This is a genomic window from Pseudomonas svalbardensis, assembly GCF_030053115.1.
GTDB classification, from domain to species: domain Bacteria; phylum Pseudomonadota; class Gammaproteobacteria; order Pseudomonadales; family Pseudomonadaceae; genus Aquipseudomonas; species Aquipseudomonas svalbardensis.
Genome location: NZ_CP125619.1, coordinates 4,944,935 through 4,966,228, shown reverse-complemented (window position 1 = coordinate 4,966,228; position 21,294 = coordinate 4,944,935). Strand labels below are relative to the sequence as shown.

At 59.4% G+C, this 21,294-nt stretch carries 18 protein-coding genes and 1 pseudogene; 9 read left to right on the top strand and 10 right to left on the bottom strand.

What is annotated here, in order from left to right; translation table 11 throughout:
* The first annotated feature begins 101 nt into the window (after positions 1-101).
* Positions 102-1,532 carry an exodeoxyribonuclease I gene (gene sbcB / locus QFX16_RS22985; RefSeq protein ID WP_283181464.1) on the top strand — a complete coding sequence of 477 codons (1,431 nt, stop codon included), beginning with the start codon at positions 102-104 and terminating at the stop codon, positions 1,530-1,532.
* 99 nt (positions 1,533-1,631) lie between these two features.
* Here the strand turns inward: sbcB and mvaT are convergent, their stop codons facing one another.
* Positions 1,632-2,009 (bottom strand): histone-like nucleoid-structuring protein MvaT, encoded by a 378-nt coding sequence (mvaT, locus tag QFX16_RS22980; RefSeq protein ID WP_007933316.1) that lies wholly within the window; start codon positions 2,007-2,009, stop codon positions 1,632-1,634.
* A gap of 340 nt (positions 2,010-2,349) precedes the next feature.
* Between mvaT and purU the strand changes: the two genes are divergently transcribed.
* Together purU and QFX16_RS22970 are read left to right on the top strand one after the other, a co-directional pair.
* The gene (gene purU / locus QFX16_RS22975; protein WP_283181463.1) at positions 2,350-3,198 is read left to right on the top strand and encodes a formyltetrahydrofolate deformylase; all 849 of its coding nucleotides are present in this window, start codon (positions 2,350-2,352) and stop codon (positions 3,196-3,198) included.
* Positions 3,199-3,284: 86 nt separating this feature from the next.
* Positions 3,285-3,461 carry a hypothetical protein gene (locus QFX16_RS22970; RefSeq protein ID WP_283181462.1) on the top strand — a complete coding sequence of 59 codons (177 nt, stop codon included), beginning with the start codon at positions 3,285-3,287 and terminating at the stop codon, positions 3,459-3,461.
* Here the strand turns inward: QFX16_RS22970 and gpgF are convergent.
* From gpgF to QFX16_RS29860, 5 genes and pseudogenes are all read right to left on the bottom strand, one after another.
* On the bottom strand, positions 3,448-4,443 hold the full coding sequence (gpgF, locus tag QFX16_RS22965) for a glucosaminyl phosphatidylglycerol flippase (RefSeq protein WP_283181461.1): 996 nt from the start codon (positions 4,441-4,443) through the stop codon (positions 3,448-3,450). The two genes, QFX16_RS22970 and gpgF, sit on opposite strands and share 14 nt — an antisense overlap.
* Positions 4,440-5,204 (bottom strand): N-acetylglucosaminyl phosphatidylglycerol deacetylase, encoded by a 765-nt coding sequence (gene gpgD / locus QFX16_RS22960; RefSeq protein ID WP_439900097.1) that lies wholly within the window; start codon positions 5,202-5,204, stop codon positions 4,440-4,442. Before gpgD ends, gpgF begins: the two co-directional genes overlap by 4 nt.
* A 4-nt stretch (positions 5,205-5,208) precedes the next feature.
* On the bottom strand, positions 5,209-6,330 hold the full coding sequence (gene gpgS / locus QFX16_RS22955) for an N-acetylglucosaminyl phosphatidylglycerol synthase (RefSeq protein ID WP_283181459.1): 1,122 nt from the start codon (positions 6,328-6,330) through the stop codon (positions 5,209-5,211).
* A 280-nt stretch (positions 6,331-6,610) separates the two neighbouring features.
* The gene (locus QFX16_RS29865; protein WP_439900143.1) at positions 6,611-7,375 is read right to left on the bottom strand and encodes a methyl-accepting chemotaxis protein; all 765 of its coding nucleotides are present in this window, start codon (positions 7,373-7,375) and stop codon (positions 6,611-6,613) included.
* A gap of 93 nt (positions 7,376-7,468) precedes the next feature.
* Positions 7,469-8,500: pseudogene (locus QFX16_RS29860) on the bottom strand (HAMP domain-containing protein); the annotation flags it as partial.
* 189 nt (positions 8,501-8,689) lie between these two features.
* On the opposite strand from QFX16_RS29860, the gene QFX16_RS22945 reads away from it, so the two are divergent.
* Entirely contained in the window at positions 8,690-10,177 is a 1,488-nt protein-coding gene (locus QFX16_RS22945) for a helicase HerA-like domain-containing protein (RefSeq protein ID WP_283181457.1), read from the top strand.
* Between the two features lie 124 nt (positions 10,178-10,301).
* Here the strand turns inward: QFX16_RS22945 and QFX16_RS22940 are convergent, their stop codons facing one another.
* Positions 10,302-10,757: a DUF721 domain-containing protein gene (locus QFX16_RS22940; RefSeq protein WP_111451433.1), complete on the bottom strand. Its 456-nt coding sequence runs from the start codon at positions 10,755-10,757 to the stop codon at positions 10,302-10,304.
* A 307-nt stretch (positions 10,758-11,064) separates the two neighbouring features.
* Here QFX16_RS22940 and secA point away from each other — a divergent pair, with 307 nt between their 5' ends.
* From secA to QFX16_RS22920, 4 genes are all read left to right on the top strand, one after another.
* On the top strand, positions 11,065-13,800 hold the full coding sequence (gene secA, locus QFX16_RS22935) for a preprotein translocase subunit SecA (protein ID WP_283181456.1): 2,736 nt from the start codon (positions 11,065-11,067) through the stop codon (positions 13,798-13,800).
* Positions 13,801-13,922: 122 nt separating this feature from the next.
* On the top strand, positions 13,923-15,140 hold the full coding sequence (gene argJ / locus QFX16_RS22930; protein ID WP_008147411.1) for a bifunctional glutamate N-acetyltransferase/amino-acid acetyltransferase ArgJ: 1,218 nt from the start codon (positions 13,923-13,925) through the stop codon (positions 15,138-15,140).
* A gap of 147 nt (positions 15,141-15,287) precedes the next feature.
* Positions 15,288-15,920: a glutathione S-transferase family protein gene (locus QFX16_RS22925; RefSeq protein ID WP_283181455.1), complete on the top strand. Its 633-nt coding sequence runs from the start codon at positions 15,288-15,290 to the stop codon at positions 15,918-15,920.
* Positions 15,917-16,867 (top strand): Nudix family hydrolase, encoded by a 951-nt coding sequence (locus QFX16_RS22920; RefSeq protein WP_283181454.1) that lies wholly within the window; start codon positions 15,917-15,919, stop codon positions 16,865-16,867. The genes QFX16_RS22925 and QFX16_RS22920 overlap by 4 nt, the downstream gene beginning before the upstream one ends.
* Positions 16,868-16,972: 105 nt before the next feature.
* On the opposite strand, the gene QFX16_RS22915 is transcribed toward QFX16_RS22920, so the two are convergent.
* Genes QFX16_RS22915 through QFX16_RS22905 form a run of 3 tightly spaced genes read right to left on the bottom strand, consistent with a single transcriptional unit; the run spans position 16,973 to position 20,556 of the window.
* Entirely contained in the window at positions 16,973-17,554 is a 582-nt protein-coding gene (locus QFX16_RS22915) for a cob(I)yrinic acid a,c-diamide adenosyltransferase (RefSeq protein ID WP_283181453.1), read from the bottom strand.
* 2 nt (positions 17,555-17,556) lie between these two features.
* Positions 17,557-19,593, bottom strand: coding sequence for a sensor histidine kinase (locus QFX16_RS22910; protein ID WP_283181452.1), 2,037 nt, complete (start codon positions 19,591-19,593; stop codon positions 17,557-17,559).
* Between the two features lie 45 nt (positions 19,594-19,638).
* Positions 19,639-20,556 carry a putative 2-dehydropantoate 2-reductase gene (locus QFX16_RS22905; protein WP_283181451.1) on the bottom strand — a complete coding sequence of 306 codons (918 nt, stop codon included), beginning with the start codon at positions 20,554-20,556 and terminating at the stop codon, positions 19,639-19,641.
* 141 nt (positions 20,557-20,697) lie between these two features.
* Here QFX16_RS22905 and QFX16_RS22900 point away from each other — a divergent pair, with 141 nt between their 5' ends.
* Positions 20,698-21,183, top strand: coding sequence for a YajQ family cyclic di-GMP-binding protein (locus QFX16_RS22900; RefSeq protein WP_007906601.1), 486 nt, complete (start codon positions 20,698-20,700; stop codon positions 21,181-21,183).
* Positions 21,184-21,294 lie beyond the last annotated feature (111 nt).

The following is a 21,294-nucleotide window of genomic DNA, read 5'->3' as shown; positions in this document are numbered from 1 at the left end:
ATTGCACGGTAAGAGGCCGGAGGTGATTGAATGACGAGATTACTGGTCGGAGCGGGATGTGAACGCCTAGACTTCGCCGATCTTCAGTTCAGGAATAGCCCGTGACCTCTATCTTCTGGTACGACTATGAAACCACTGGCATCAACCCCCGTTGCGACCGCCCGCTGCAAATGGCGGGGATTCGCACTGACTTCGATCTCAATGAAATAGACGAGCCGGTCAACCTTTACTGCCAGCCCAGTGAAGACATCCTGCCCCATCCGGCGGCCTGTGCGATCACGGGTATCACGCCCGGTCGACTGGCCGAGCAAGGCTTGAGCGAAGCCGATTTCATGACCCGGGTGCATGCCCAACTCGCTGCGCCCGGAACGTGCGGGGCGGGGTACAACACGTTGCGTTTCGATGACGAGATGACCCGTCACAGTCTTTACCGAAACTTTTTCGACCCTTATGCGCGCGAGTGGCAGGGCGGTAATAGCCGCTGGGACCTGATCGATGTGGTGCGTGCAGCCTATGCCTTGCGCCCTGACGGCATCGTTTGGCCGACAGACGACGAGGGGCGGATAACGCTCAAACTCGAACGCCTGACCGCCGCCAATGGCATTGATCACGGAAATGCTCACGAAGCGCTTTCGGACGTTCGCGCCACCATCGCCCTGGCGCGTCTGATCCGGGAAAAGCAGCCGAAGTTGTATGACTGGTTGTTTCAGTTGCGCGGTAAACAAAAGGTGATGGATCAGATTCGTCTGTTGCAGCCGATGGTGCACATCTCGGGGCGCTTTTCAGCGGCGCGCAATTATGTCGGTGTGGTGCTGCCTTTGGCCTGGCACCCGCGAAACAAGAACGCCTTGATTGTCTGTGACCTGCACCTGGATCCTCAGGGCTTGCTCGATCTTGATGCCGACACCTTGCGCCAACGGCTGTATACCCGCCGCGATGACTTGGCCGAGGGCGAGTTGCCGGTGCCGCTCAAACTTATCCACATCAATAAATGCCCGGTGGTGGCGCCGTTGTCGGTACTTCGCTCTGAAGATCAGCAACGTTTGGGGCTGGATATGTCGCTCTACCAAGAGCGCGCGCTGCGGCTAAGTGACGCACAAACAGTTTGGCGAGATAAAGTTCAGGCGATTTACGCCAGCGAAGATTTCACCCCGAGCCAAGACCCTGAGCAACAGTTATACGATGGTTTTATCGGTGATCGGGATCGGCGCCTATGTGAGCAAGTCAGGTCTGCCGATCCTGCTCAATTAGCGCAACAACAATGGCCTTTCGATGATGAACGCTTGCCGGAATTATTGTTTCGATATCGCGCACGCAACTTCCCCGATACGTTGAGTTTCGAAGAGCAAGAACGCTGGCGAATATTCTGTCAGCAACGTTTGTCAGCCCCCGAGTGGGGGGCGCCAAATACGCTGGAAACTTTTGTAGACACCGCAGCCCAATGGAGTATTACGGCTACATCGTTTCAGCGAGAGGTGCTGAATGAATGGCAGAATTATGTCGAAGGATTACGCAAACGTTTGAATCTTTGAAATCGAAAATGTCCGGGGTTGAATTCCGGGCATAAAAAAACGCCAGCAGATGCTGGCGTTCTTTTTTGTCGCGGATGAGTTCGCGACAAGCGCTGCGGCTTAGCCCAGCAGGGTAGCCCAGCCTTCAACCACGTCACCGCCCCACTTGGCTTTCCACTCTTTCAGAGTTTTGTGGTTGCCACCTTTGGTTTCGATGACTTCACCGTTGTGCGGGTTTTTGTATTGTTTAACTTTGCGAGCACGCTTGGTGCCAGTAGTTTTTACTGCGCCGCCGCGTGGTGCTTTGGTTTTGGACTCTGGATCCAATAGCGCAATGATGTCACGCAGAGACTTGGAGTACTCGCCCATCAGGGTGCGCAGTTTGCCTTCGAATTCCAGCTCGGTTTGCAGTTTGTCGTCTTGGGACAGGTTCTTCAAACGGGCTTGCAGCTCTTTGATAGCTTCTTCGGTGGCGCGATATTCGTTGATCAAGGACATGAGGACTACCTTATGTTGGGGCGCTGGATGGCAGGTGACAGTGCGGCAATAATAGTCAGGGTGTTTCACCAAGTAAACATTTAACCGGAGTTTTATTTAAATTAGTTACGGTGAATAGGGCATAAATTGCCGGTGTAGTTAAATAGTGTGATGCAGTCTTCACGAATATTCACAATTGGGCACTTGAAGATTGGCAACAGGAACACCATCGCGCGGGTTGCAGGTGCTGCCAGAACCTGTGCCGCTTACCTTTGTGTCGGGTAAAACGTCATCAATACTGCAGTTTTGCTGCGCAATCGCTAGAATGGCCGCCTTTGCGAAGTTCTGGAGTTTGACCCTCATGCGCACTTTTCGGCTGGTGATTGCTTGCCCGGACCGCGTCGGCATCGTTGCTAAAGTCAGTAACTTTCTGGCGTCACATAACGGCTGGATCACTGAAGCGAGCCATCACTCGGACAATCTCAGTGGCTGGTTCTTCATGCGTCACGAAATTCGTGCCGATTCGCTGCCCTTCGGTATCGATGCCTTTCGCGAAGCGTTTGCACCGATTGCCGAAGAGTTCTCGATGAACTGGCGCATCACCGATACCGAGCAGAAAAAGCGCGTGGTACTGATGGCCAGTCGCGAGTCTCACTGCCTCGCCGACTTGCTGCATCGCTGGCACAGTGATGAGCTGGATTGCGAAATTTCCTGCGTGATTTCCAACCATGACGACTTGCGCAGCATGGTCGAGTGGCACGGGATTCCGTATTACCACGTACCGGTCAATCCGCAGGATAAAGAGCCGGCATTCGCCGAAGTCTCGCGCCTGGTCAAACAGCACGATGCTGAAGTGGTCGTACTTGCCCGCTACATGCAAATCCTGCCGCCCGCGTTGTGCCGCGAATATGCTCACAAGGTCATCAACATTCACCACAGCTTCCTGCCGTCGTTCGTCGGTGCCAAGCCGTATCACCAGGCATCGATGCGTGGCGTGAAGTTGATCGGCGCTACTTGCCACTACGTGACCGAAGAGCTGGATGCCGGTCCGATCATCGAACAGGACGTCGTTCGCGTCAGCCACAGTGACAGCATCGACGACATGGTGCGTTTCGGTCGGGACGTCGAAAAGATGGTGCTGGCCCGTGGTCTGCGTTATCACTTGGAAGATCGGGTGCTGGTGCACGGCAACAAAACCGTCGTGTTCTGATAGCCATACAACACAGTTGAAATTCGAAGGGCCTGGGCGTTCAATCGCTTCAGGCCCTTCGCCGTTTCTGCACTGAGGACATGACCATGGCCGATCCACTCGACAAAGCGACATCCAAGGCTCCTGCCACGTTGGGCGAAGGGTGTTTGAGTCGTTACGACCCGGATGACATGAGCCCCGAAGACGGCACGGAGTTTCCCGGTGCCGCCGAGTTGTGGGAACAGTTGCAGAAAGAGCCCGACGATAAAACTAAGCCTGTTTGAACTTCATCAACTTCTTCAGCAGCGGCCGCCCAAGCATCAGTAAAAATACCGGCCCGCCGACGACCAGATAAAAGTAATAAGTCACCGCCCGCCAGATCAGAATCGCCGCCGCGGCGGTGGATTTCCCCACCATCGGCGCCAGCAGCGCCGCCGACGTCAACTCCGCCGCCCCGGCACCGCCCGGCAACAGGCTGAACTGCCCCGCACTTAGCGAAAGCATCTGGATCAGAAAGCTCCAGGCCCACTGCAAATCCGCCCCGAGCCCACGCAACGCCAGATACAGCACGCTATAGCGCAAGATCCAATGCAGGCACGTCAGGGCAAACACCGTGATGAGCGTCTGAAAGGGCAGCTTCAGTGTGTCCGTGAACGCCGCCAGAAAGTGCAGGAGTTTTCGCGCCCAGCGTACGCGCGTGGTGGCTTTGACATTCAGGCGGGCGAGCAATCGACCGCTCAGACGAATCAGCATTCGATGGTAGCGGGCGACCACCACGCAACTGAACAACCCGCCGAACATCGAAATGGCGCTGACGGTCAGCAGCCATTCCATGCGTTGGCTGAGGTGCTGGAACAACGCGTAAATCAGGATCCCGCTCAGCGCGCAGAGAAAAAACAGCAAATCGCTCAGCTGATCCATGGCAAACACGGCGCTGCCCCTGGCTGGACGCACGCCATTGCGCGCCAACAACGCCATGATCGTCAGTGGGCCGCCGCTGCCGCCGGGGGTAGCGCAATAAGCGAACTCGGCGGCCATCACTACCCCGAGGCTTCTGAGCGGGCCCACCTTGTCGCGCTGATCCCCGAGCAACAGGCGCAAGCGCATCGTGTTCAGCACCCAGCACAGCAGGATCATGCCGAACATGATCAGCAGCCATTGCAGTGGAAAGCTTCGCAGCCGATACCAGGTTTCGTTACCACCCAACAGCGACGGAATCAGCACCGCAGCGAGCAGCGCGACGAGCAGCAGTATCCCGCGACTCATGCGGCGCGACCCATACGGTCGCTTTGCAGCGCCAGCCAGCGTGCCTTGGTCATCGGCACACGTCCCTCGTCGAGCAAGCGCTTGAGGGTTTGCAGCCAGTAAGTGCGCGAGAACCCATGGCGCATATCCACCGGGTGCAAGCCAAGACGAATCACCGGTGCTTGCTGCCAGCGTTGTTCGCGTTGATCGTTGACGAGCTTCGACAGCCCTCGGCGCCAGGCACTGCGCGCACTCCAGACCAGGCCGGGTGCATCGACCGCGGTGAAGTCCGGCAGACGATACAGATGCTGCGGATCGCTGGTGTAACTCAGGGGTAACTGACGCAAGGCCTGGCGCGTCCCTTCGCTCATCAACCAGGCCGGAGAAACGAAGCCCTCCAGCGGCCAGTGATAACGGTGGAACACTTCGATGCCGGCGCGCAGGCGGGCAAGAGCGGCTTCTTGAGACAGGCTGTAAAACTCGCCTTCGTGGGTGTAAATCCGGCGCATGAACCAGTCTCGTGGAGTAGTGGGAGTGGGCTCTTCATCGCAATGAAAGTAACCGTGCAATGCCAGTTCGTCACCTCGGGCGATACGACGGGTGAGCAAACGTCGAAATCCCGGATGCTCCTCCAGATCGTTGTGCTTGTGGAAATTGGGCACCACCAACCAGGTCATCGGCACCTCGCCCAGGGCGTCGACAGCTTCGATAAAGGGTTGGTAATCGGCCCAGGTTTGCGGTGCGACGTCGTGCAGGACGAGTATCAGAGTGGGCGGGTTCATGGGCTCAACCACTGGCGGTCAGCGGCAAGTGGCTGCCAAGTACGGCGCGATAATGCCCCAGCAGGCTGTTGACCACCGTGTCCCAAGAGTAATGACGCTCGACATGGTTGCGGGCCTGTTTGCCCAACACGACGCTGCCCGAGCTGAACAGTTCGCGAACGGCGTCGGCCATCGCCAATGGATTATTCGGCGGGCAGAGCAGGCCGCATTGCTCGGTGATGATTTCCTGAAAGGCCCCGGCCGCCACGGCTACCACCGGAATGCCACTGGCCATGGCTTCAAGAACCACCAGGCCAAAAGTTTCCTGATCACCGGCGTGCAGCAGCGCATCGGCGCTGGCCATCAATCGCGCCACGTGTGCCGCCGGACAGAACTCACCGATCACGGTAACGTTGTCGGGCACTGCGGCCGGCATCGACGAACCTACCAGCAGGAGGTGATAGCGTGGGCCCAGGCGTTTCATGCAGTCGAGCAGCACCGGCAGGTTTTTTTCCTTGGAGCCGCGCCCGGCGAAGATCAGCAAATGAGTGTTTTCATCTATGCCCAGTTCGGCCCGCAGGCCCGTGTCTCGTGCCGTGGGATTGAAGGTTTGCAAGTCGACGCCCAGCGGTTGCACGAAAACGTTCTTCACCCCGAGCCCGATCAGTTTGTCGGCCATGACCTGGCTGGGTGCCAGAACCCGATCGAAGTTGCCATAGAGCTTGCTGACATAGGCTTCGACGTTAGTGGTGACCCAGTTGCCCATGCGATTGCTGACCAGCAGCGGCAGGTCCGAATGGTAAAAGCCGATCACCGGGACATCGAGTTGCCGCCGGGCGTCGAGGGCCGCCCAAGCAGTAAGGTAAGGGTCGCCGACCTCGATCAGATCGGGCTGTAAATCCTGCAGAACATTGCGCCATGGCGCGAGACGGAGGGGGAAACGATAACCCTTGCCGAAGGGCAGGGCGGGAGCCGGAACCGTGTAAACGCCATCCTGTTCACTCAAGTAAGCCCCAGGAATCAGCAGACTGTGGCGAATGCCCGGCTTGATGCTCAGGCGACGGTGCTTTGCATCCAGATAAGTGCGCACGCCACCGCTGGCAGGGGCGTAGAACATGGTTATGTCAGCGATATGCACGATGAACATCCCTCCGGTCCGTTGGGCTCCCTAGGTTGACCTTTATGAAGGATAGATGTTCGGTTGGGGTTTTGTGGTGGGGTGTCGCGCCCCCTCACCCTAACCCTCTCCCCAGGGGGCGAGGGGACTGACCGAGTTGTTCTTGGAGCTACATCGACAGACCTGAAAGTCCAAGTCGAACTCAGGTTTTGAAAAGCTTGCGATCGGCTCCCTTTCCCCTCTCCCCGCTGGGGAGAGGGCTGGGGTGAGGGGTGGTTCTGCGCTTCAACGCCTATCCACCATCGAACCCTCAGATCCGGAAACTGCCCACCAACTGTTTCAACCGCGCCGCCTGCTGCTCAAGATCCGAACACGCCCGCAACGTCGACTGCAGGTTTTCCACCCCCTCCTGATTCAGTGTGTTGATCTCGGTAATGTCGACGTTGATCGATTCAACCACGGCAGTCTGTTCCTCGGTCGCCGTCGCCACCGACTGGTTCATTCCGTCAATCTTGCCAATACGCAACGTCACACTGTTCAAACGCTCGCCGGCCAGGTTGGCGATTTCGACGCTGTCCTGACTGTGGCGCTGGCTGTCGCTCATGGTGCTGACGGATTCGCGAGCGCCGATTTGCAGCTCCTCGATCATGGTCTGCACTTGTTGCGCCGACTCCTGAGTGCGGTGCGCCAGGTTGCGCACTTCGTCGGCCACCACGGCAAAACCACGTCCGGCTTCACCGGCGCGCGCCGCTTCGATGGCCGCGTTGAGCGCCAGCAAGTTGGTTTGCTGGGAGATGCTGGTGATCACTTCGAGAATCTGCCCGATGTTCACGGTTTTGCTGTTCAGCGATTCGATGTTGGTGCTCGAGGCGCTGAGCATGCTCGACAGTTGATTCATCGCGGCAATGCTGCGATCCACCACTTGCTGACCATCTTCGGCCAGGCTGCGGGCATCGCTGGCCTGACTCGATGCTTGCGCTGCGTTACGGGCGATTTCCTGAGCGGCGGCGCCGAGCTGGTTGATCGCCGCGGCCACGCTGCTGGTGCGCGAAGCCTGTTGCTCAGAGTTGAACATCGACGAGTTCGAAGCAGCCACTACACGCAGAGCCACTTCGTTGACTTGCCCGGTGGCCGACGACACTTCGCGGATCGAACCGTGAATGCGTTCCACGAAGCGGTTGAACGCGGTACCGAGGACACCGAATTCATCGTTGTTCACGATGGTCAGGCGTTTAGTCAGGTCGCCTTCGCCATCGGCGATGTCTGCCATGGCGCGGGTCATGACGTGCAGCGGCTGGATCAGGATGCGGATCAGCATGCCCAGCAAGGCGATGATGATGGCCACGGCAATGACCGTCGCAACGACCGCCGAGGCGCGGAATTCGGTGAGCATCGAGAAGGCTTTGTCTTTGTCCACCGACAGACCGATGTACCAGTTGACCGATGGCAGGCCTTTGATCGGGGTGAAGGTGACGATGCGGGTTTTGCCGTCGACCTCCACTTCACTGAAGTCGCTGCTCAGGCGCGGGGTGTTCTTCGGGTACGCCTCGCTCAGGGACTTCATCACCAGCGCTTTGTCCGGGTGGACCAGAATCTTGCCGTCGGCGCTGACCAGGAACGCGTAACCCATGCCGTTGAAGTCGCGGGCGCTGAGGGTGTCGATCAGGGTTTGCAGGCTCAGATCACCGCCCACCACACCGACGCTTTGCCCGGCCTTTTTCGAGGCAGTGGCGATCGAGATGATGGTCTGGCCGGTGGCTGCGTCGATGTAGGGTTCGGTCAGGGTGGCGGTGCTGCTGCTTTCGGCGCCTTTGTACCAAGGGCGAACCCGTGGGTCGAAGCCGTCGGGCATCTTCGCATCCGGGCGGATGGTGAAGTGGCCGGTGGCGTCGCCCAGGTAGGACGCCATGAAGGTCGACGTCAGGGCTTTCTGCTCAAGCAGGCTGGAGACGGTGGCCTGTTCGGGGTTGATAGCGATGTTCTGGGCGAGGTTGTCGATCAGCAGGATACGACCGGCAAGCCAGGTCTGGATGTTGTTGGCGGTGACGTCTCCCATCTCATTGAGGTAGTTATCCAGGTCTTCGCGAATGGCGTTGCGCTGCAAATAGTCGTTGTACAGCGTGAACGAGGCGAAGGCGGCAATGACGATGAGGGCGGCGGCAAGCAGGATTTTATGGCTGAAGCGCAGATTTTTATTCATGGCTCGGGGTGTCCGCTAAGGTCTTATTGTTCGGGGCGCGTTGCTGTTAATGCGCGCAAAATGAGTGCGCAATGGAGCGAGTCGGTAATTCCTGCTCTCCATAGGGGAATGTCGGACCTTGCTTTCAATTGGGTCTCTCGCTTATTTCTATCGGCCGTGAAGGATCAAAGATTAACCATGGGGGACAAAATGCCTGACTCATTGCAACTCGTTATCGGTGCCGACCTCGCCGGGCAGCCCATTGCCCAGGCCATGCGTCTGGCGAACCGTCATGGTTTGGTCGCGGGCGCTACCGGGACGGGCAAAACCGTCACCTTGCAACGGATGGCCGAAGCATTCAGCGATGCCGGCGTGGCGGTGTTCGCCGCCGATATCAAGGGTGACCTGTGTGGTCTGGGCGCCGCCGGCAACCCTCAAGGCAAAGTCGCCGAGCGGATTGCCGGGATGCCTTGGCTGAACCACACGCCTCAAGCGTATCCGGTGACCCTGTGGGACATTCACGGTCAGTCCGGTCATCCGTTGCGCACAACCTTGAGCGAAATGGGGCCGTTATTGATTGGCAGCCTGCTGGAGCTGACTGACAGTCAACAGTCAGCGCTGTACGCCGCGTTCAAGGTGGCGGACCGTGAAGGGCTGTTGCTGCTGGACCTCAAGGATCTGAAGGCGCTGCTCAATCACTTGCGTGACAACCCCGAATTACTGGGTGACGACGCCGCGCTGCTGACCACCGGTTCCAGTCAGGCGCTGTTGCGGCGTCTGGCGACCCTGGAACAGCAGGGCGCCGAAGCGCTGTTCGGTGAGCCGGCGCTGCAACTCGAAGATATTCTGCAGCCGACCGCCGAGGGCCGCGGGCGCATTCATTTGCTCGATGCCAGCCGTCTGGTTCACGAAGCGCCGAAGGTCTACGCAACGTTCCTGTTGTGGCTGCTGGCCGAACTGTTCGAGCAATTGCCGGAGCGCGGCGATTCGGACAAACCGCTGCTGGCGCTGTTTTTCGACGAAGCGCATTTATTGTTCGCCGGTACGCCAAAGGCTTTGCAGGATCGTCTTGAGCAAGTGGTGCGGCTGATACGCTCAAAAGGCGTTGGCGTGTATTTCGTTACCCAATCGCCGGGCGACTTGCCGGATGACGTGCTGGCTCAGCTCGGTTTGCGCATTCAGCATGGCTTGCGCGCGTTCACCGCCAAGGAACAGAAATCCCTGCGAGCGGTGGCCGAAGGCTTCCGGCCGAACCCGGCGTTCGATGCCTTGTCGGTGCTGACCGAGCTTGGGATTGGCGAGGCGCTGGTCGGTACGTTGCAGGACAAGGGCACGCCGGAGATGGTCCAGCGGGTGTTGGTGGCACCGCCGCAATCGCGGATCGGGCCACTGAGCGATACTGAACGCACAGTGCTGATCTCGGGGTCGCCATTCAAGGGGCGGTATGACAAACCCGTTGATCGCGAATCGGCTTATGAAGTGTTGATGGGGCGCAAAGGGTTGGCGCCAGAGCCTGACGCTGTTCCGGGAAAAACGGCAGTCGAAGAGCCAAGCTTCACCGACAAGGCCGGGGAATTCCTCGGCACCGCGGCGGGGCAGGCACTGAAATCAGCGATGCGCCAGGCGGCCAATCAATTGGGCCGACAGTTGGTACGCGGCTTGATGGGCTCGCTGCTCGGAGGCAACAAACGCCGCTGAACATCTGGCTGGGTGCAATCAATGTGGGAGCGAGCCTGCTCGCGAAAGCGGTAGATCAGACAACATCTATGTTGAATGTCAGGCCGCCTTCGCGAGCAGGCTCGCTCCCACATTGGGTTCTATGTCATGCCTTGGGTTTGGCGTGCGCCGCCAACCGCTCCAGCGCCGCCCGCAGATTCGGATCGCTAATGCCATCGGCCGTGGCCTGAATGGTCGCGCCTGCGTCCGTCGACAAGCTGATGGTATGGCCAGCCGCCCCTTGCTGAACCGTGGGCGGCTGAACCTTGAACAGAATCCGCGTCAGGCTGGCAAATTCGTCGAACATCTGTAGTTGCCGTTGCAGACGCTTTTGCTGATAACGCAGGCGGGTTGCCCAATGACCGTCGGTCACTATCAGCAACAAACTGCCTTCGCGCCACGACGCCACATGGCAATGCTCGCGGGCGGCGGGCTGCAATTGGCTTTCCAGCAGGCGTTGTAAATGACCCAGGCGTTGAGCGTGGCCGAAGATGGCTTTCAGCGGTTTGGCTTCGCGAAGCAGGACGGCGGGTGCTCTGGCCGTAAGAGGGCGAAATGCCATGATCAGACACCTGAAGTAACAGAGCCGCCATGGTAGCAGAAAGCACCGGATGCACCCGAGCCATTGCTTTGCGAGCGCTTTACCCATTAAATCAACAAGTAACTTGTGCCGTGAATGGCTTGAAGTTCAGCAAAAAGCCCTTATTTTAAGTGAGCCCCGTCACAACGCTGTGCCAGCATCGTGGAACAACGCCACTTTCCTCACCATCGTTTCCGGGTAGAATGCTCGTTCGCATGCGGCCATGAGGGCTGCTCGGGCGACTCACGGGGCCGCCCTCCATCCCTTTAGTGTGGAAGATCCTGCCGATATGTTTGCGCCTTTGTTAAAGAAACTTTTTGGAAGCAAGAACGAGCGTGAAGTCAAACGCATGCTCAAGACGGTGCAACTCGTCAATGCCTTCGAAGAGCAAATGGTGGCCCTTTCGGACGATCAATTGCGTGCCAAGACAGATGAGTTCAAGGCCCGCATCGCCAAAGGGGAAACCCTCGACAAGCTGCTGCCAGAAGCCTTTGCGGTCGCCCGCGAAGCCGGCAAGCGCGTCATGGGTATGCGCCACTTCGACGTCCAGTTGATCGGCGGCATGACCTTGCATGAAGGCCAGATCGCGGAAATGCGTACCGGTGAAGGCAAGACCCTGGTGGCAACACTGGGCGTTTACCTCAACGCACTGTCCGGCAAGGGCGTGCACGTTGTGACGGTGAACGACTACCTGGCCCGTCGTGACGCCAACTGGATGCGTCCGCTCTACGAATTCCTCGGGATGACGGTCGGCGTGGTGACGCCATTCCAGCCGCCGGAAGAGAAGCGTGCGGCCTATGCTGCCGACATCACCTACGGCACCAACAACGAATACGGTTTCGACTACCTGCGCGACAACATGGCGTTCAGCATGGAAGAAAAATTCCAGCGCGAACTCAATTTTGCCGTGATCGACGAAGTCGACTCCATCCTCATCGACGAAGCCCGTACCCCGCTGATCATTTCCGGTCAGGCCGAGGACAGCTCCAAGCTGTACATCGAGATCAACAAACTGATCCCGCAGCTTGAGTTGCACATCGAAGAAGTGGAAGGCGAAGTCACCAAGGCCGGCCACTACACCGTCGACGAGAAGACCCGTCAGGTTGAGCTCAACGAAGCCGGTCACCAGTTCATCGAAGACATGCTGACCCGCGTTGGCCTGCTGGCTGAAGGCGAGAGCCTGTACTCTTCGCATAACCTGGGCCTGCTGACCCACGTTTATGCCGGTCTGCGTGCGCACAAGCTGTTCAATCGCAACGTCGAATACATCGTGCAGGATGGCCAGGTCGTTCTGGTCGACGAACACACCGGTCGTACCATGCCGGGTCGCCGTCTGTCCGAAGGCCTGCACCAGGCCATCGAAGCCAAGGAAAACCTGAACATTCAGGCCGAAAGCCAGACCTTGGCCTCGACCACGTTCCAGAACTACTTCCGTCTGTACAACAAGCTGTCCGGCATGACCGGTACCGCCGACACCGAAGCGTTCGAGTTCCACCAGATCTACGGTCTGTCGGTGATGGTTATCCCGCCGAACAAACCGCTGGCGCGTAAAGACTACAACGACCTGGTGTTCCTGACCGCCGAAGAGAAATACGCGGCGATCATCACCGACATCAAGGAATGCATGACCCAGGGCCGTCCGGTGCTGGTGGGTACTGCAACCATCGAAACTTCCGAGCACATGTCCAGTCTGCTCGAGAAGGAAGGCATCGAACACAAGGTCCTCAACGCCAAGTTCCACGAAAAAGAAGCCGAGATCATTGCCCAGGCCGGTCGCCCAGGCGCACTGACCATCGCCACCAACATGGCCGGTCGTGGTACCGACATTCTGTTGGGCGGTAACTGGGAAGTAGAAGTGGCAACCCTGGAAGACCCGACCCCTGAGCAGATTGCCCAGATCAAGGCCGACTGGCAGAAACGTCACCAGCAAGTGCTCGAATCGGGCGGTTTGCAGGTGATTGCTTCCGAGCGTCACGAATCGCGCCGTATCGACAACCAGCTGCGTGGTCGTGCCGGTCGTCAGGGTGACGCTGGTTCCAGCCGTTTCTACCTGTCGCTGGAAGACAGCCTGATGCGCATCTTCGCCTCTGATCGGGTGAAGAACTTCATGAAGGCCCTGGGCATGCAGCCTGGCGAGGCGATCGAGCACCGCATGGTGACCAACGCCATCGAGAAGGCTCAGCGCAAGGTTGAAGGCCGCAACTTCGACATTCGTAAGCAACTGCTCGAGTTCGACGACGTCAACAACGAACAACGTAAAGTGATTTATCACATGCGTAACAGTTTGTTGGCCGCCGACAACATCGGTGAAACCATCGCCGACTTCCGTCAAGACGTGCTCAACGCAACCGTCAGCGCACACATTCCACCGCAATCGCTGCCTGAGCAGTGGGACGTTGCCGGTCTGGAAGCGGCGTTGCAGAGCGACTTCGGTGTGGCGCTGCCGATCCAGAAATGGCTCGACGAAGACGACCACCTGTACGAAGAAACCCTGCGCGAGAAGCTCATGACCGAGCTGCTGGCCGCGTACAACGAGAAAGAAGAGCAGGCGAGCGCCGAAGCGCTGCGCACCTTCGAGAAGCAAATCGTTCTGCGTGTGCTCGACGACCTGTGGAAAGACCACCTGTCGACCATGGATCACCTGCGTCATGGCATTCACTTGCGTGGTTATGCGCAGAAGAACCCGAAGCAAGAGTACAAGCGCGAGTCCTTCACGCTGTTCTCCGAGCTGCTGGATTCGATCAAGCGCGACTCGATCCGTGTGCTGTCCCACGTTCAGGTTCGCCGCGAAGATCCGATCGAAGAAGAACAACGCCTGCGTCAGGAAGCCGAAGCACTGGCTGCGCGCATGCAGTTCCAGCACGACGAAGCACCGGGGCTTGAGCAACCGGAACTGCTGGGTGAAGAGGTCGATGTCGCCCTTGCCACCGCGCCGGTACGCAATGAACAGAAGCTGGGCCGTAACGAACTTTGCTACTGCGGTTCGGGCAAGAAGTTCAAGCATTGCCACGGGCAGATCCAGTAAAACCCGTTTCATACGCTGAAATACCCGCGCCGCGACCGGCTTATGCCGTCGCGGCGTTTTGCCATTTAAACCACCGTTCTTCCTGAAAGCGGTGCTGACATCATTTATTAAGGAGCGCATTCATGGCTGTTGGTCTTGGTCCTTTGCCAACGTTGCACCCGGTTGCCGGTTTTGAACTCGGTATCGCCTCGGCTGGCATCAAGCGCCCGGGGCGCAAGGATGTTGTGGTCATGCGCTGTGCCGAAGGCTCCACGGTCGCTGGCGTGTTCACCCTGAACGCTTTTTGCGCGGCTCCCGTGATCCTGGCCAAGCAGCGTGTGCAAGGTCCGGTGCGTTACCTGTTGACCAATACCGGTAATGCGAACGCCGGCACTGGCGAACCAGGCCTTGCCGCCGCCGAGCGCACGTGCGCCAAACTGGCTGAGCTGACCGGCGTCGATGCCAGCCTGGTGCTGCCGTACTCCACCGGTGTCATCGGCGAGCCGCTGCCGGTCGAGAAAATCGAAGGGGCTCTGCAAGCCGCCCTCGATGACCTGTCGGTCAACAACTGGGAAGCTGCCGCCACCGGCATCATGACCACCGACACCCTGCCAAAAGGTGCCAGCCGCCAGTTCCAGCATGACGGCGTGACCATCACCGTCACCGGTATCAGCAAAGGCGCGGGCATGATCCGCCCGAACATGGCGACCATGCTCGGCTACATCGCCACCGACGCCAAAGTCTCCCGCGACGTTCTGCAAAACCTGCTGCTGGACGGTGCCAACAAGTCGTTCAACCGCATCACCATCGACGGCGACACCTCGACCAATGACTGCTGCATGCTGATCGCCACCGGTCAGGCAGCACTGCCGGAAATCACTGAAGCCAGCGGTGATTTGTTCGCCAAGCTGAAACAGGCCGTGTTCGAAGTGTGCATGGACGTGGCTCAGGCCATCGTTCGTGACGGCGAAGGCGCGACCAAGTTCGTGACCGTTGAAGTCAACGGCGGCGGCAATCACCAGGAATGCCTGGACGTCGGTTACACCGTGGCTCACTCGCCGCTGATCAAGACCGCACTGTTCGCCTCCGACCCGAACTGGGGCCGCATTCTGGCCGCCGTCGGCCGTGCTGGCGTACCGAACCTGGACGTGAGCAAGATCGACGTGTTCCTCGGTGAAGTGTGCATCGCCAGCCGTGGCGCTCGCGCATCGACCTACACCGAAGCCCAGGGTGCGGCCGTGATGCAGCAGGAAGAAATCACGATCCGTATCGAGCTGGGGCGCGGTGATTGCAGCGAAACCATCTGGACCACTGACCTGTCCCACGAATACGTGAAAATCAACGCCGAGTACCGTACTTAAGACCGAGTCGCTCCATTCGCGAGCAGGCTCGCTCCCACAGGGTATTGAGGTGTACACAAACCCAATGTGGGAGCGAGCCTGCTCGCGAAAGCGGTCTGTCAGTCACTATACAGACTGGCTTGTTCCCTCCATCAAAAGGTCCCGAACATGAGCCTCCACCTGATCATCGGCGACAAACTGCATTCCTCCTGGTCCCTGCGCGGCGCGTTGGCCCTCGACCTGGCCGGCGTTCCTTACACCGAAGAACTGATCAAGCTGAACCAGCCGGATACGCGTGAGCGTCTGCTCAAGCACTCGCCGACCGGCAAAGTCCCGCTGTTGAAAACCGAACACGGCACCATCGCCGATTCCCTGGCGATTGCCGAGTATCTGGCAGAGCAGTTCCCCGACGCCGGCCTCTGGCCCAAAGACACCGCCGCCCGCGCCCAGGCCCGTTCGGCCTGCGCGCAGATGCACAGCGGTTTCTTCGCCATGCGCGGCAACATGCCATTCGACTTGAGCCACGACGCTGCGCTGTCGCCGACACCGGCTGACGTCCAGGCCGACATTGAGCGTATGTTGGCGTTGTGGGCCGAGTGCCGCGCCGCCGCCACCGAAACCGGTCCGTTCCTGTTTGGCGGCGCGACCCTGGCGGATGCCTTCTTCGCGCCGATCGCCGTGCGCCTGCGCACCTATCAGGTGAGGTTGCCTGCGACGGACGCGGCCTACGTTGAAACCATCTACCAATGGCCGGCCTTCAAGGCTTGGCAGAAGGCGGGTCTGGAGGAGGTCGGGCAGTGAAGCGAGTCCACATAGCTGCCGCTGTTATCCGTGATGGCAGTGGCAAGATCCTCATTGCCCGCCGTGCCGACACCCAGCATCAGGGTGGCCTGTGGGAATTCCCCGGTGGCAAGGTCGAGGCCGACGAATCCGTCGAAACCGCTCTGGCTCGCGAGCTCCTTGAAGAGTTGGGCATCGTGGTCAACGCGGCTCGCCCGCTGATCAAGGTCCGGCACGATTACCCGGACAAGCAAGTGTTGCTGGATGTCTGGGAAGTGTCGGCCTTTAGCGGCGTACCGCACGGCGCCGAAGGCCAGCCGTTGGAGTGGGTCGCGCCCCGCGATCTGCTGAACTACGAGTTCCCGGCCGCCAACCAGCCGATTGTCGCGGCTGCGCGGTTACCCGCGCAGTATTTGATTACCCCGCAAGACCTGGAAACCCCGGCCTTGCTACGCGGTATTCAAAAAGCCATTGCTGGCGGCATCAAGCTGATCCAGTTGCGGGCACCCAACGGTTACGATCCGAAGTACCGCGATCTGGCGGTGGACGCGGCGGGGCTGTGTGCGGGCAAGGCGCAGTTGATGATCAAGGGGCCGTTCGAGTGGCTGGGAGATTTCCCGTCCGCCGGTTGGCACATCACCTCCGCGCAACTGCGCAAGTACGCGGCGGCTGGCCGCCCGTTGCCGGCGTCGCGCTGGCTGGCGGCGTCCTGTCATAACGCTGAAGAGCTGGCGTTGGCCGAGCAGATGGGGGTGGATTTTGTGACCCTGTCACCGGTGCAACCGACCCTGACTCATCCGGGGGCTCAGCCGCTGGGCTGGGAGCAGGCTTGCGCGTTGATCGAAGGTTTCAGCAAACCGGTGTTCTTGCTCGGTGGTGTTGGCCCGGCGGATCTTCAGAAAGCCTGGGAGGCGGGCGCACAGGGTGCGGCGGGGATTCGGGCGTTTTGGCCTGATTCTTTGGTGTAGCGGCTGGCCTCTTCGCGAGCAGGCTCGCTCCCACACGGGATTGTGGCGCACACAGATCCAATGTGGGAGCGAGCCTGCTCTCGAAGACGGCGTGACAGGCGCCGATTAAACCTCTGGTTTGGTCGCCGGTTGCCACAACATTTCGGCAATCCCTTGCCGCTTGGCAATCAACCGCGCCACCACAAACAACAAGTCCGACAACCGATTGATATACGCCAACCCAACCCCAGCCAACGGTTCGACGGCATTCAATTGCTGACACCGTCGCTCGGCACTGCGCGCCAGGCTTCTGCACACATGAGCCTGGGCAATCAACGCCGAGCCACCCGGTAGAATGAAATTCTCAAGCGGCCCCAGTTCTTCATTCCACACATCAATCGCCGCTTCCAGACGTTCGACTTCTGCCGTGTTCAGTACCTGATACACCGGCATCGCCAACTCGCCACCCAGATCAAACAACCGATGCTGGCAAGGCGCCAAAACCTCGATCACCTCGTTCAATCCTGGATAGGTGCCACTTTCCGCCGCCAACCCGGCCAATAGCACACCCACCTGACTGTTCAGCGTATCGACCTCGCCAATGGCTTCGATCCGCGGATGGTCCTTGGGCACGCGGCGGCCGTCGCCCAGCCCGGTTTCGCCTTTGTCGCCGGTGCGGGTGTAAATCTTCGACAAGCGAAAGCCCATGGTTACCTCGATAGCTGATTGAGTTCTTGAGAGACGAGCGGGGTGCCCGCCAAGGGCAGGCGCAAGGTGAAACACGTGCCTTGGCCCAGGGTCGATTGCACTTCCATCTGACCCTTGTGGTTGTTGGTAATGATGAAATACGAGACCGACAGGCCAAGGCCGGTGCCCTGACCGATCTCCTTGGTGGTGAAGAACGGTTCGAAGGTGCGTTTACGCACACTCTCGCTCATGCCGATGCCGTTGTCCTCCACCTGGATTTCCGCCCAGGGTGGATTCAGCTTGGTGCGCAGAATGATCCGTCCCGGCTCGCGGTCGTCTTCACGTTGGTGAATCGCCTGCGCGGCGTTTTTCAGCAAATTGAGCAGCACTTGCTCCAGTTCGTTCGCGGTCCCGGGCACCGGCCCCAATGCTGGATCGAACTGGCGAATGATTGCCTGGCCCTTGAAGTCGAAACCGATCGCCAGGTCGAAGTCGTTGCCGGCGATTTCCACCGCCTGATCGATCAGCGCCGGCAGGTCGCACGGGGCCATTTGCCGGGTGCTGCGGCGACTGAAGCTGAGCATGTGCGTGACAATCTTTGCCGCCCGGGCGCCAGCCTGTTGAATGCCGTCGAGCAACTGCGGCACTTCGCGCGCTTGCAGGTATTTGTTGACCGTATCCAGCGAGATCCCGGTTTGCTCGGCTTGTTCGAGATTCTTCGGCAGATCAGGCGAAAGGCGTCGGCGAATGTTCTGCACGTTGTGCAGGATCGCGCCTAACGGGTTGTTGATCTCGTGGGCCATGCCCGCGGCGAGGCCACCGACCGAGAGCATTTTTTCCGACTGCACCATCATTTCTTCCAGCGACAGGCGCTGGGTGATGTCGTCGATCCGGATCACCACACCGCGACCGGCGCCGCCCATCAGCGGGTAGAACGTCAGCGCGTAGTGCTTGGGTTCGTCGTCCTTGAACCAGGTGACACGCTCGATCTTGGCGACCGTGTGCTGTTCGACGGTTTGCTTGAGTTGCGGCAGAAACGGTTTGAGCGGTTCGAAGGCAAGGAAGATCGGCTGGTTCAAGGCTTCGTCGAGGCGTGTACCAGACAGGGCGCTGGCCTCCTGATTCCACTGCGTCACGTAGAGCTGTTCATCAAGGGCGATCAGTGCCGAGGGCATGGAGTCGATGATGCTGTTGAGGTAATTCTGGAAACCGGTGAGCTTCTTCTCGATCTTGCTGCGCACCTGGACTTCGAGTTCCAGCTTGCGATTGGTATGACGGGTTTCTTCGGCCAGGCCCTGGGCCTGGTCATACGCGGCCTGGGAATCATCTCGTGCTCGCTTGAGTTGCTGCTCACGGGCCTCGATCCGCGAGAGCATGGTGTTGAACGCCTCGGCGAGGCTGCCGATTTCGTCATGGTTGCCGCGGGAGGCGCGCAGGGCGTAGTTCTCTTCCCGGGTCACTTGCCGGGACAGCTCTTCGAGCTGATGGATCGGCCGGGTAATCAGGCGTTTGATCTGCCGGGCGATCACCAGCCACAACAGCACACTGAAGATCAGAATCCCGAGGCTGGCGGTGAGGGTGCCGGTGTAGAACGCCATCGGCAGTTCGCTGCTGGCGACCAGTAACAGGTGGCCGGGCGCGGTGCCGGGGCGGGGCAGGGTGATCACTTGATTGCTGCGAAACTCGGTGGCTTGCCAGGATTCGATGTGCCGGTAGCGCTCCGGCAGGCTCAGATTTTCGCCATGCTGCAACTGCGCCAGACGCTCGCCCTTGCCGTTATAAAGGGCCGCCGCGCGCAGCGGTGAATAGCTGTTGAGTTCATTGAGCAGGCGTTCGGCGCTTTGCGGTGACTGCAAGGCTTCGGACACCAGGCTGGGGTTGGACACCAGGCGGCCGATGGTCTGCAAGGCCTGAGGGGCCATGCTTTCCTGGGAGATGTAGTACGCGGCGCTGATAAAAGTCAGGTTGGCGACCAGCAGGACGGTGGTCAACAGCACCAGCAGGGCGGCCAGCAATTTCTGGCCGACCGGAAGGTTTTCAAGGCGCTGGCGCAATGGCATCAGGTTCATCGCTGAAAAGGAACAAGTGGCCAGCGTAGCCGCTGCTCAGTCGCTGGGCAATCCAAGGCTGTGCAGATGGGTGATCAACCGTTGCTCAAGTTGATTGAGGTGCGGCAGGTTCAACTGATGCCTCGCGGCGACTTTGCAGGCATGACCCAATAGATAGCTGATCTCGGTGCGGCGCTGGTTCGCGACGTCCTGGTACATCGAAGAGTAATTGGCGGCGGTCGCGTGAATCACCCGTTCGACTTCCTGTTGAAGGTCCTCGGCCGCTGCTGGTTGACCGCACCGCTCAAGCAACTCGGTCAATTCGACGCAAAGGGTGGCGACTTCGCAGTGGTGTTCCTGTAAACCGCCATTACGGCAATCGTGCAGCACGGTCAGCGGATTGATCGCACAGTTGAGCGCCAGTTTTCGCCACAGCCGGGTCAGAATGTCGGTGCTCCACTCGTGGGGAATACCGGCGGCGCTCACGTCATCCAGCCAGATCGGCGCCACGGGATGCCCGGCATCCCCCAGCCAGGTGTAACCGTGGCCGGCGAACACCACGCGCCAGTCGCCATCGCGAAAGGCGCCTTCGGTGCTTGACGCGCAAATGCAGCGTGCCTGCGGTAACTGCGTGGCGACGGCGTCCTGGCTGCCAAGACCGTTCTGCAACAGAATCAGCTCGGCGTCGGGGGCCAGGCGCGATGCCAGTTGGGCCACGGCTTTCTCGGCATCGTAGGCTTTACAGGCCACCAGCAGGCGGCTGATCGGTTCACTGTTGTCGGGTGTCTCGGCGGGCACCGGATAGCACTTCGCTTCACCGTGTTCGACCAGCGTCAGCCCACCCGCCGCTTCATACGCCTCTAAGCGTGCAGCGTCCCGCACGATCAGCTTGACCGGCACGCCGGCCCGCGCCAGTCGAGTGGCCCATAAGGTGCCAAGGCTGCCGGCGCCCAGAACATGCCAGGTGGTGGACATCAGCTTTTTGCTCTGTTTATCGCGCGCATGGGAGGCTCGCAGTGAATGATGGGAAAGACCCGTTATAATCAGCGCGGATTTTAACCGCAAGCCAGGCGTGCTCCATCGTGATCGAGCATGCCCTTTTATTGGAGAGATTACATGCCGTCGTTCGACGTGGTATCCGAACTGGACAAACACGAAGTCACCAACGCGGTCGAGAACGCCGTCAAGGAACTCGATCGTCGTTATGACCTGAAAGGCAAAGGCACCTTCGAGTTCAAGGAAAAGGACCTGACCGTCAACCTGACCGCTGAAGCCGATTTCCAGCTCGAAGCGATGATTGAGATCCTCAAGCTGGCCCTGGTCAAGCGCAAAATCGACGTGCAGTGCCTTGAAGTCAAGGATGCCTATGCGTCGGGCAAACTGATGAAGCAGGAAGCGGTCCTCAAGGAAGGCATCGACAAAGAGCTGGCGAAGAAAATCGTCGCTCATGTCAAAGACGCCAAACTCAAGGTTCAGGCTGCCATTCAAGGCGAGCAAGTGCGGATCACCGGCAAGAAGCGTGATGACTTGCAGGAAGCCATCGCGGCCCTGCGCGCCAAGACGTTCGATATGCCGCTGCAGTTCAACAACTTCCGCGACTGACCTTTCAGACGGGAACCTTGTGGGAGCGGCGGTGCGACGATTCGACTTGCTCGCGAAGAGGGCGTATCAGTCGACATCACTGTTGAATGACACCCCGCTTTCGCGAGCAAG

Bases quoted from the DNA above. Each gene is read 5' to 3' on its own strand.
- QFX16_RS22940 (WP_111451433.1), bottom strand. From the start codon at position 10,757: ATGGCATTTCGCCCTCTTACGGCCAGAGCACCCGCCGTCCTGCTTCGC.
- QFX16_RS22970 (WP_283181462.1), top strand. From the start codon at position 3,285: ATGGCCGATCCACTCGACAAAGCGACATCCAAGGCTCCTGCCACGTTG.
- secA (WP_283181456.1), top strand. From the start codon at position 11,065: ATGTTTGCGCCTTTGTTAAAGAAACTTTTTGGAAGCAAGAACGAGCGT.
- purU (WP_283181463.1), top strand. From the start codon at position 2,350: ATGCGCACTTTTCGGCTGGTGATTGCTTGCCCGGACCGCGTCGGCATC.
- mvaT (WP_007933316.1), bottom strand. From the start codon at position 2,009: ATGTCCTTGATCAACGAATATCGCGCCACCGAAGAAGCTATCAAAGAG.
- gpgS (WP_283181459.1), bottom strand. From the start codon at position 6,330: ATGTTCATCGTGCATATCGCTGACATAACCATGTTCTACGCCCCTGCC.
- QFX16_RS22925 (WP_283181455.1), top strand. From the start codon at position 15,288: ATGAGCCTCCACCTGATCATCGGCGACAAACTGCATTCCTCCTGGTCC.
- QFX16_RS22945 (WP_283181457.1), top strand. From the start codon at position 8,690: ATGCCTGACTCATTGCAACTCGTTATCGGTGCCGACCTCGCCGGGCAG.
- gpgF (WP_283181461.1), bottom strand. From the start codon at position 4,443: ATGAGTCGCGGGATACTGCTGCTCGTCGCGCTGCTCGCTGCGGTGCTG.
- argJ (WP_008147411.1), top strand. From the start codon at position 13,923: ATGGCTGTTGGTCTTGGTCCTTTGCCAACGTTGCACCCGGTTGCCGGT.
- QFX16_RS22910 (WP_283181452.1), bottom strand. From the start codon at position 19,593: ATGCCATTGCGCCAGCGCCTTGAAAACCTTCCGGTCGGCCAGAAATTG.
- QFX16_RS22905 (WP_283181451.1), bottom strand. From the start codon at position 20,556: ATGTCCACCACCTGGCATGTTCTGGGCGCCGGCAGCCTTGGCACCTTA.
- QFX16_RS22900 (WP_007906601.1), top strand. From the start codon at position 20,698: ATGCCGTCGTTCGACGTGGTATCCGAACTGGACAAACACGAAGTCACC.
- QFX16_RS22915 (WP_283181453.1), bottom strand. From the start codon at position 17,554: ATGGGCTTTCGCTTGTCGAAGATTTACACCCGCACCGGCGACAAAGGC.
- QFX16_RS29865 (WP_439900143.1), bottom strand. From the start codon at position 7,375: ATGTTCAACTCTGAGCAACAGGCTTCGCGCACCAGCAGCGTGGCCGCG.
- gpgD (WP_439900097.1), bottom strand. From the start codon at position 5,204: ATGAACCCGCCCACTCTGATACTCGTCCTGCACGACGTCGCACCGCAA.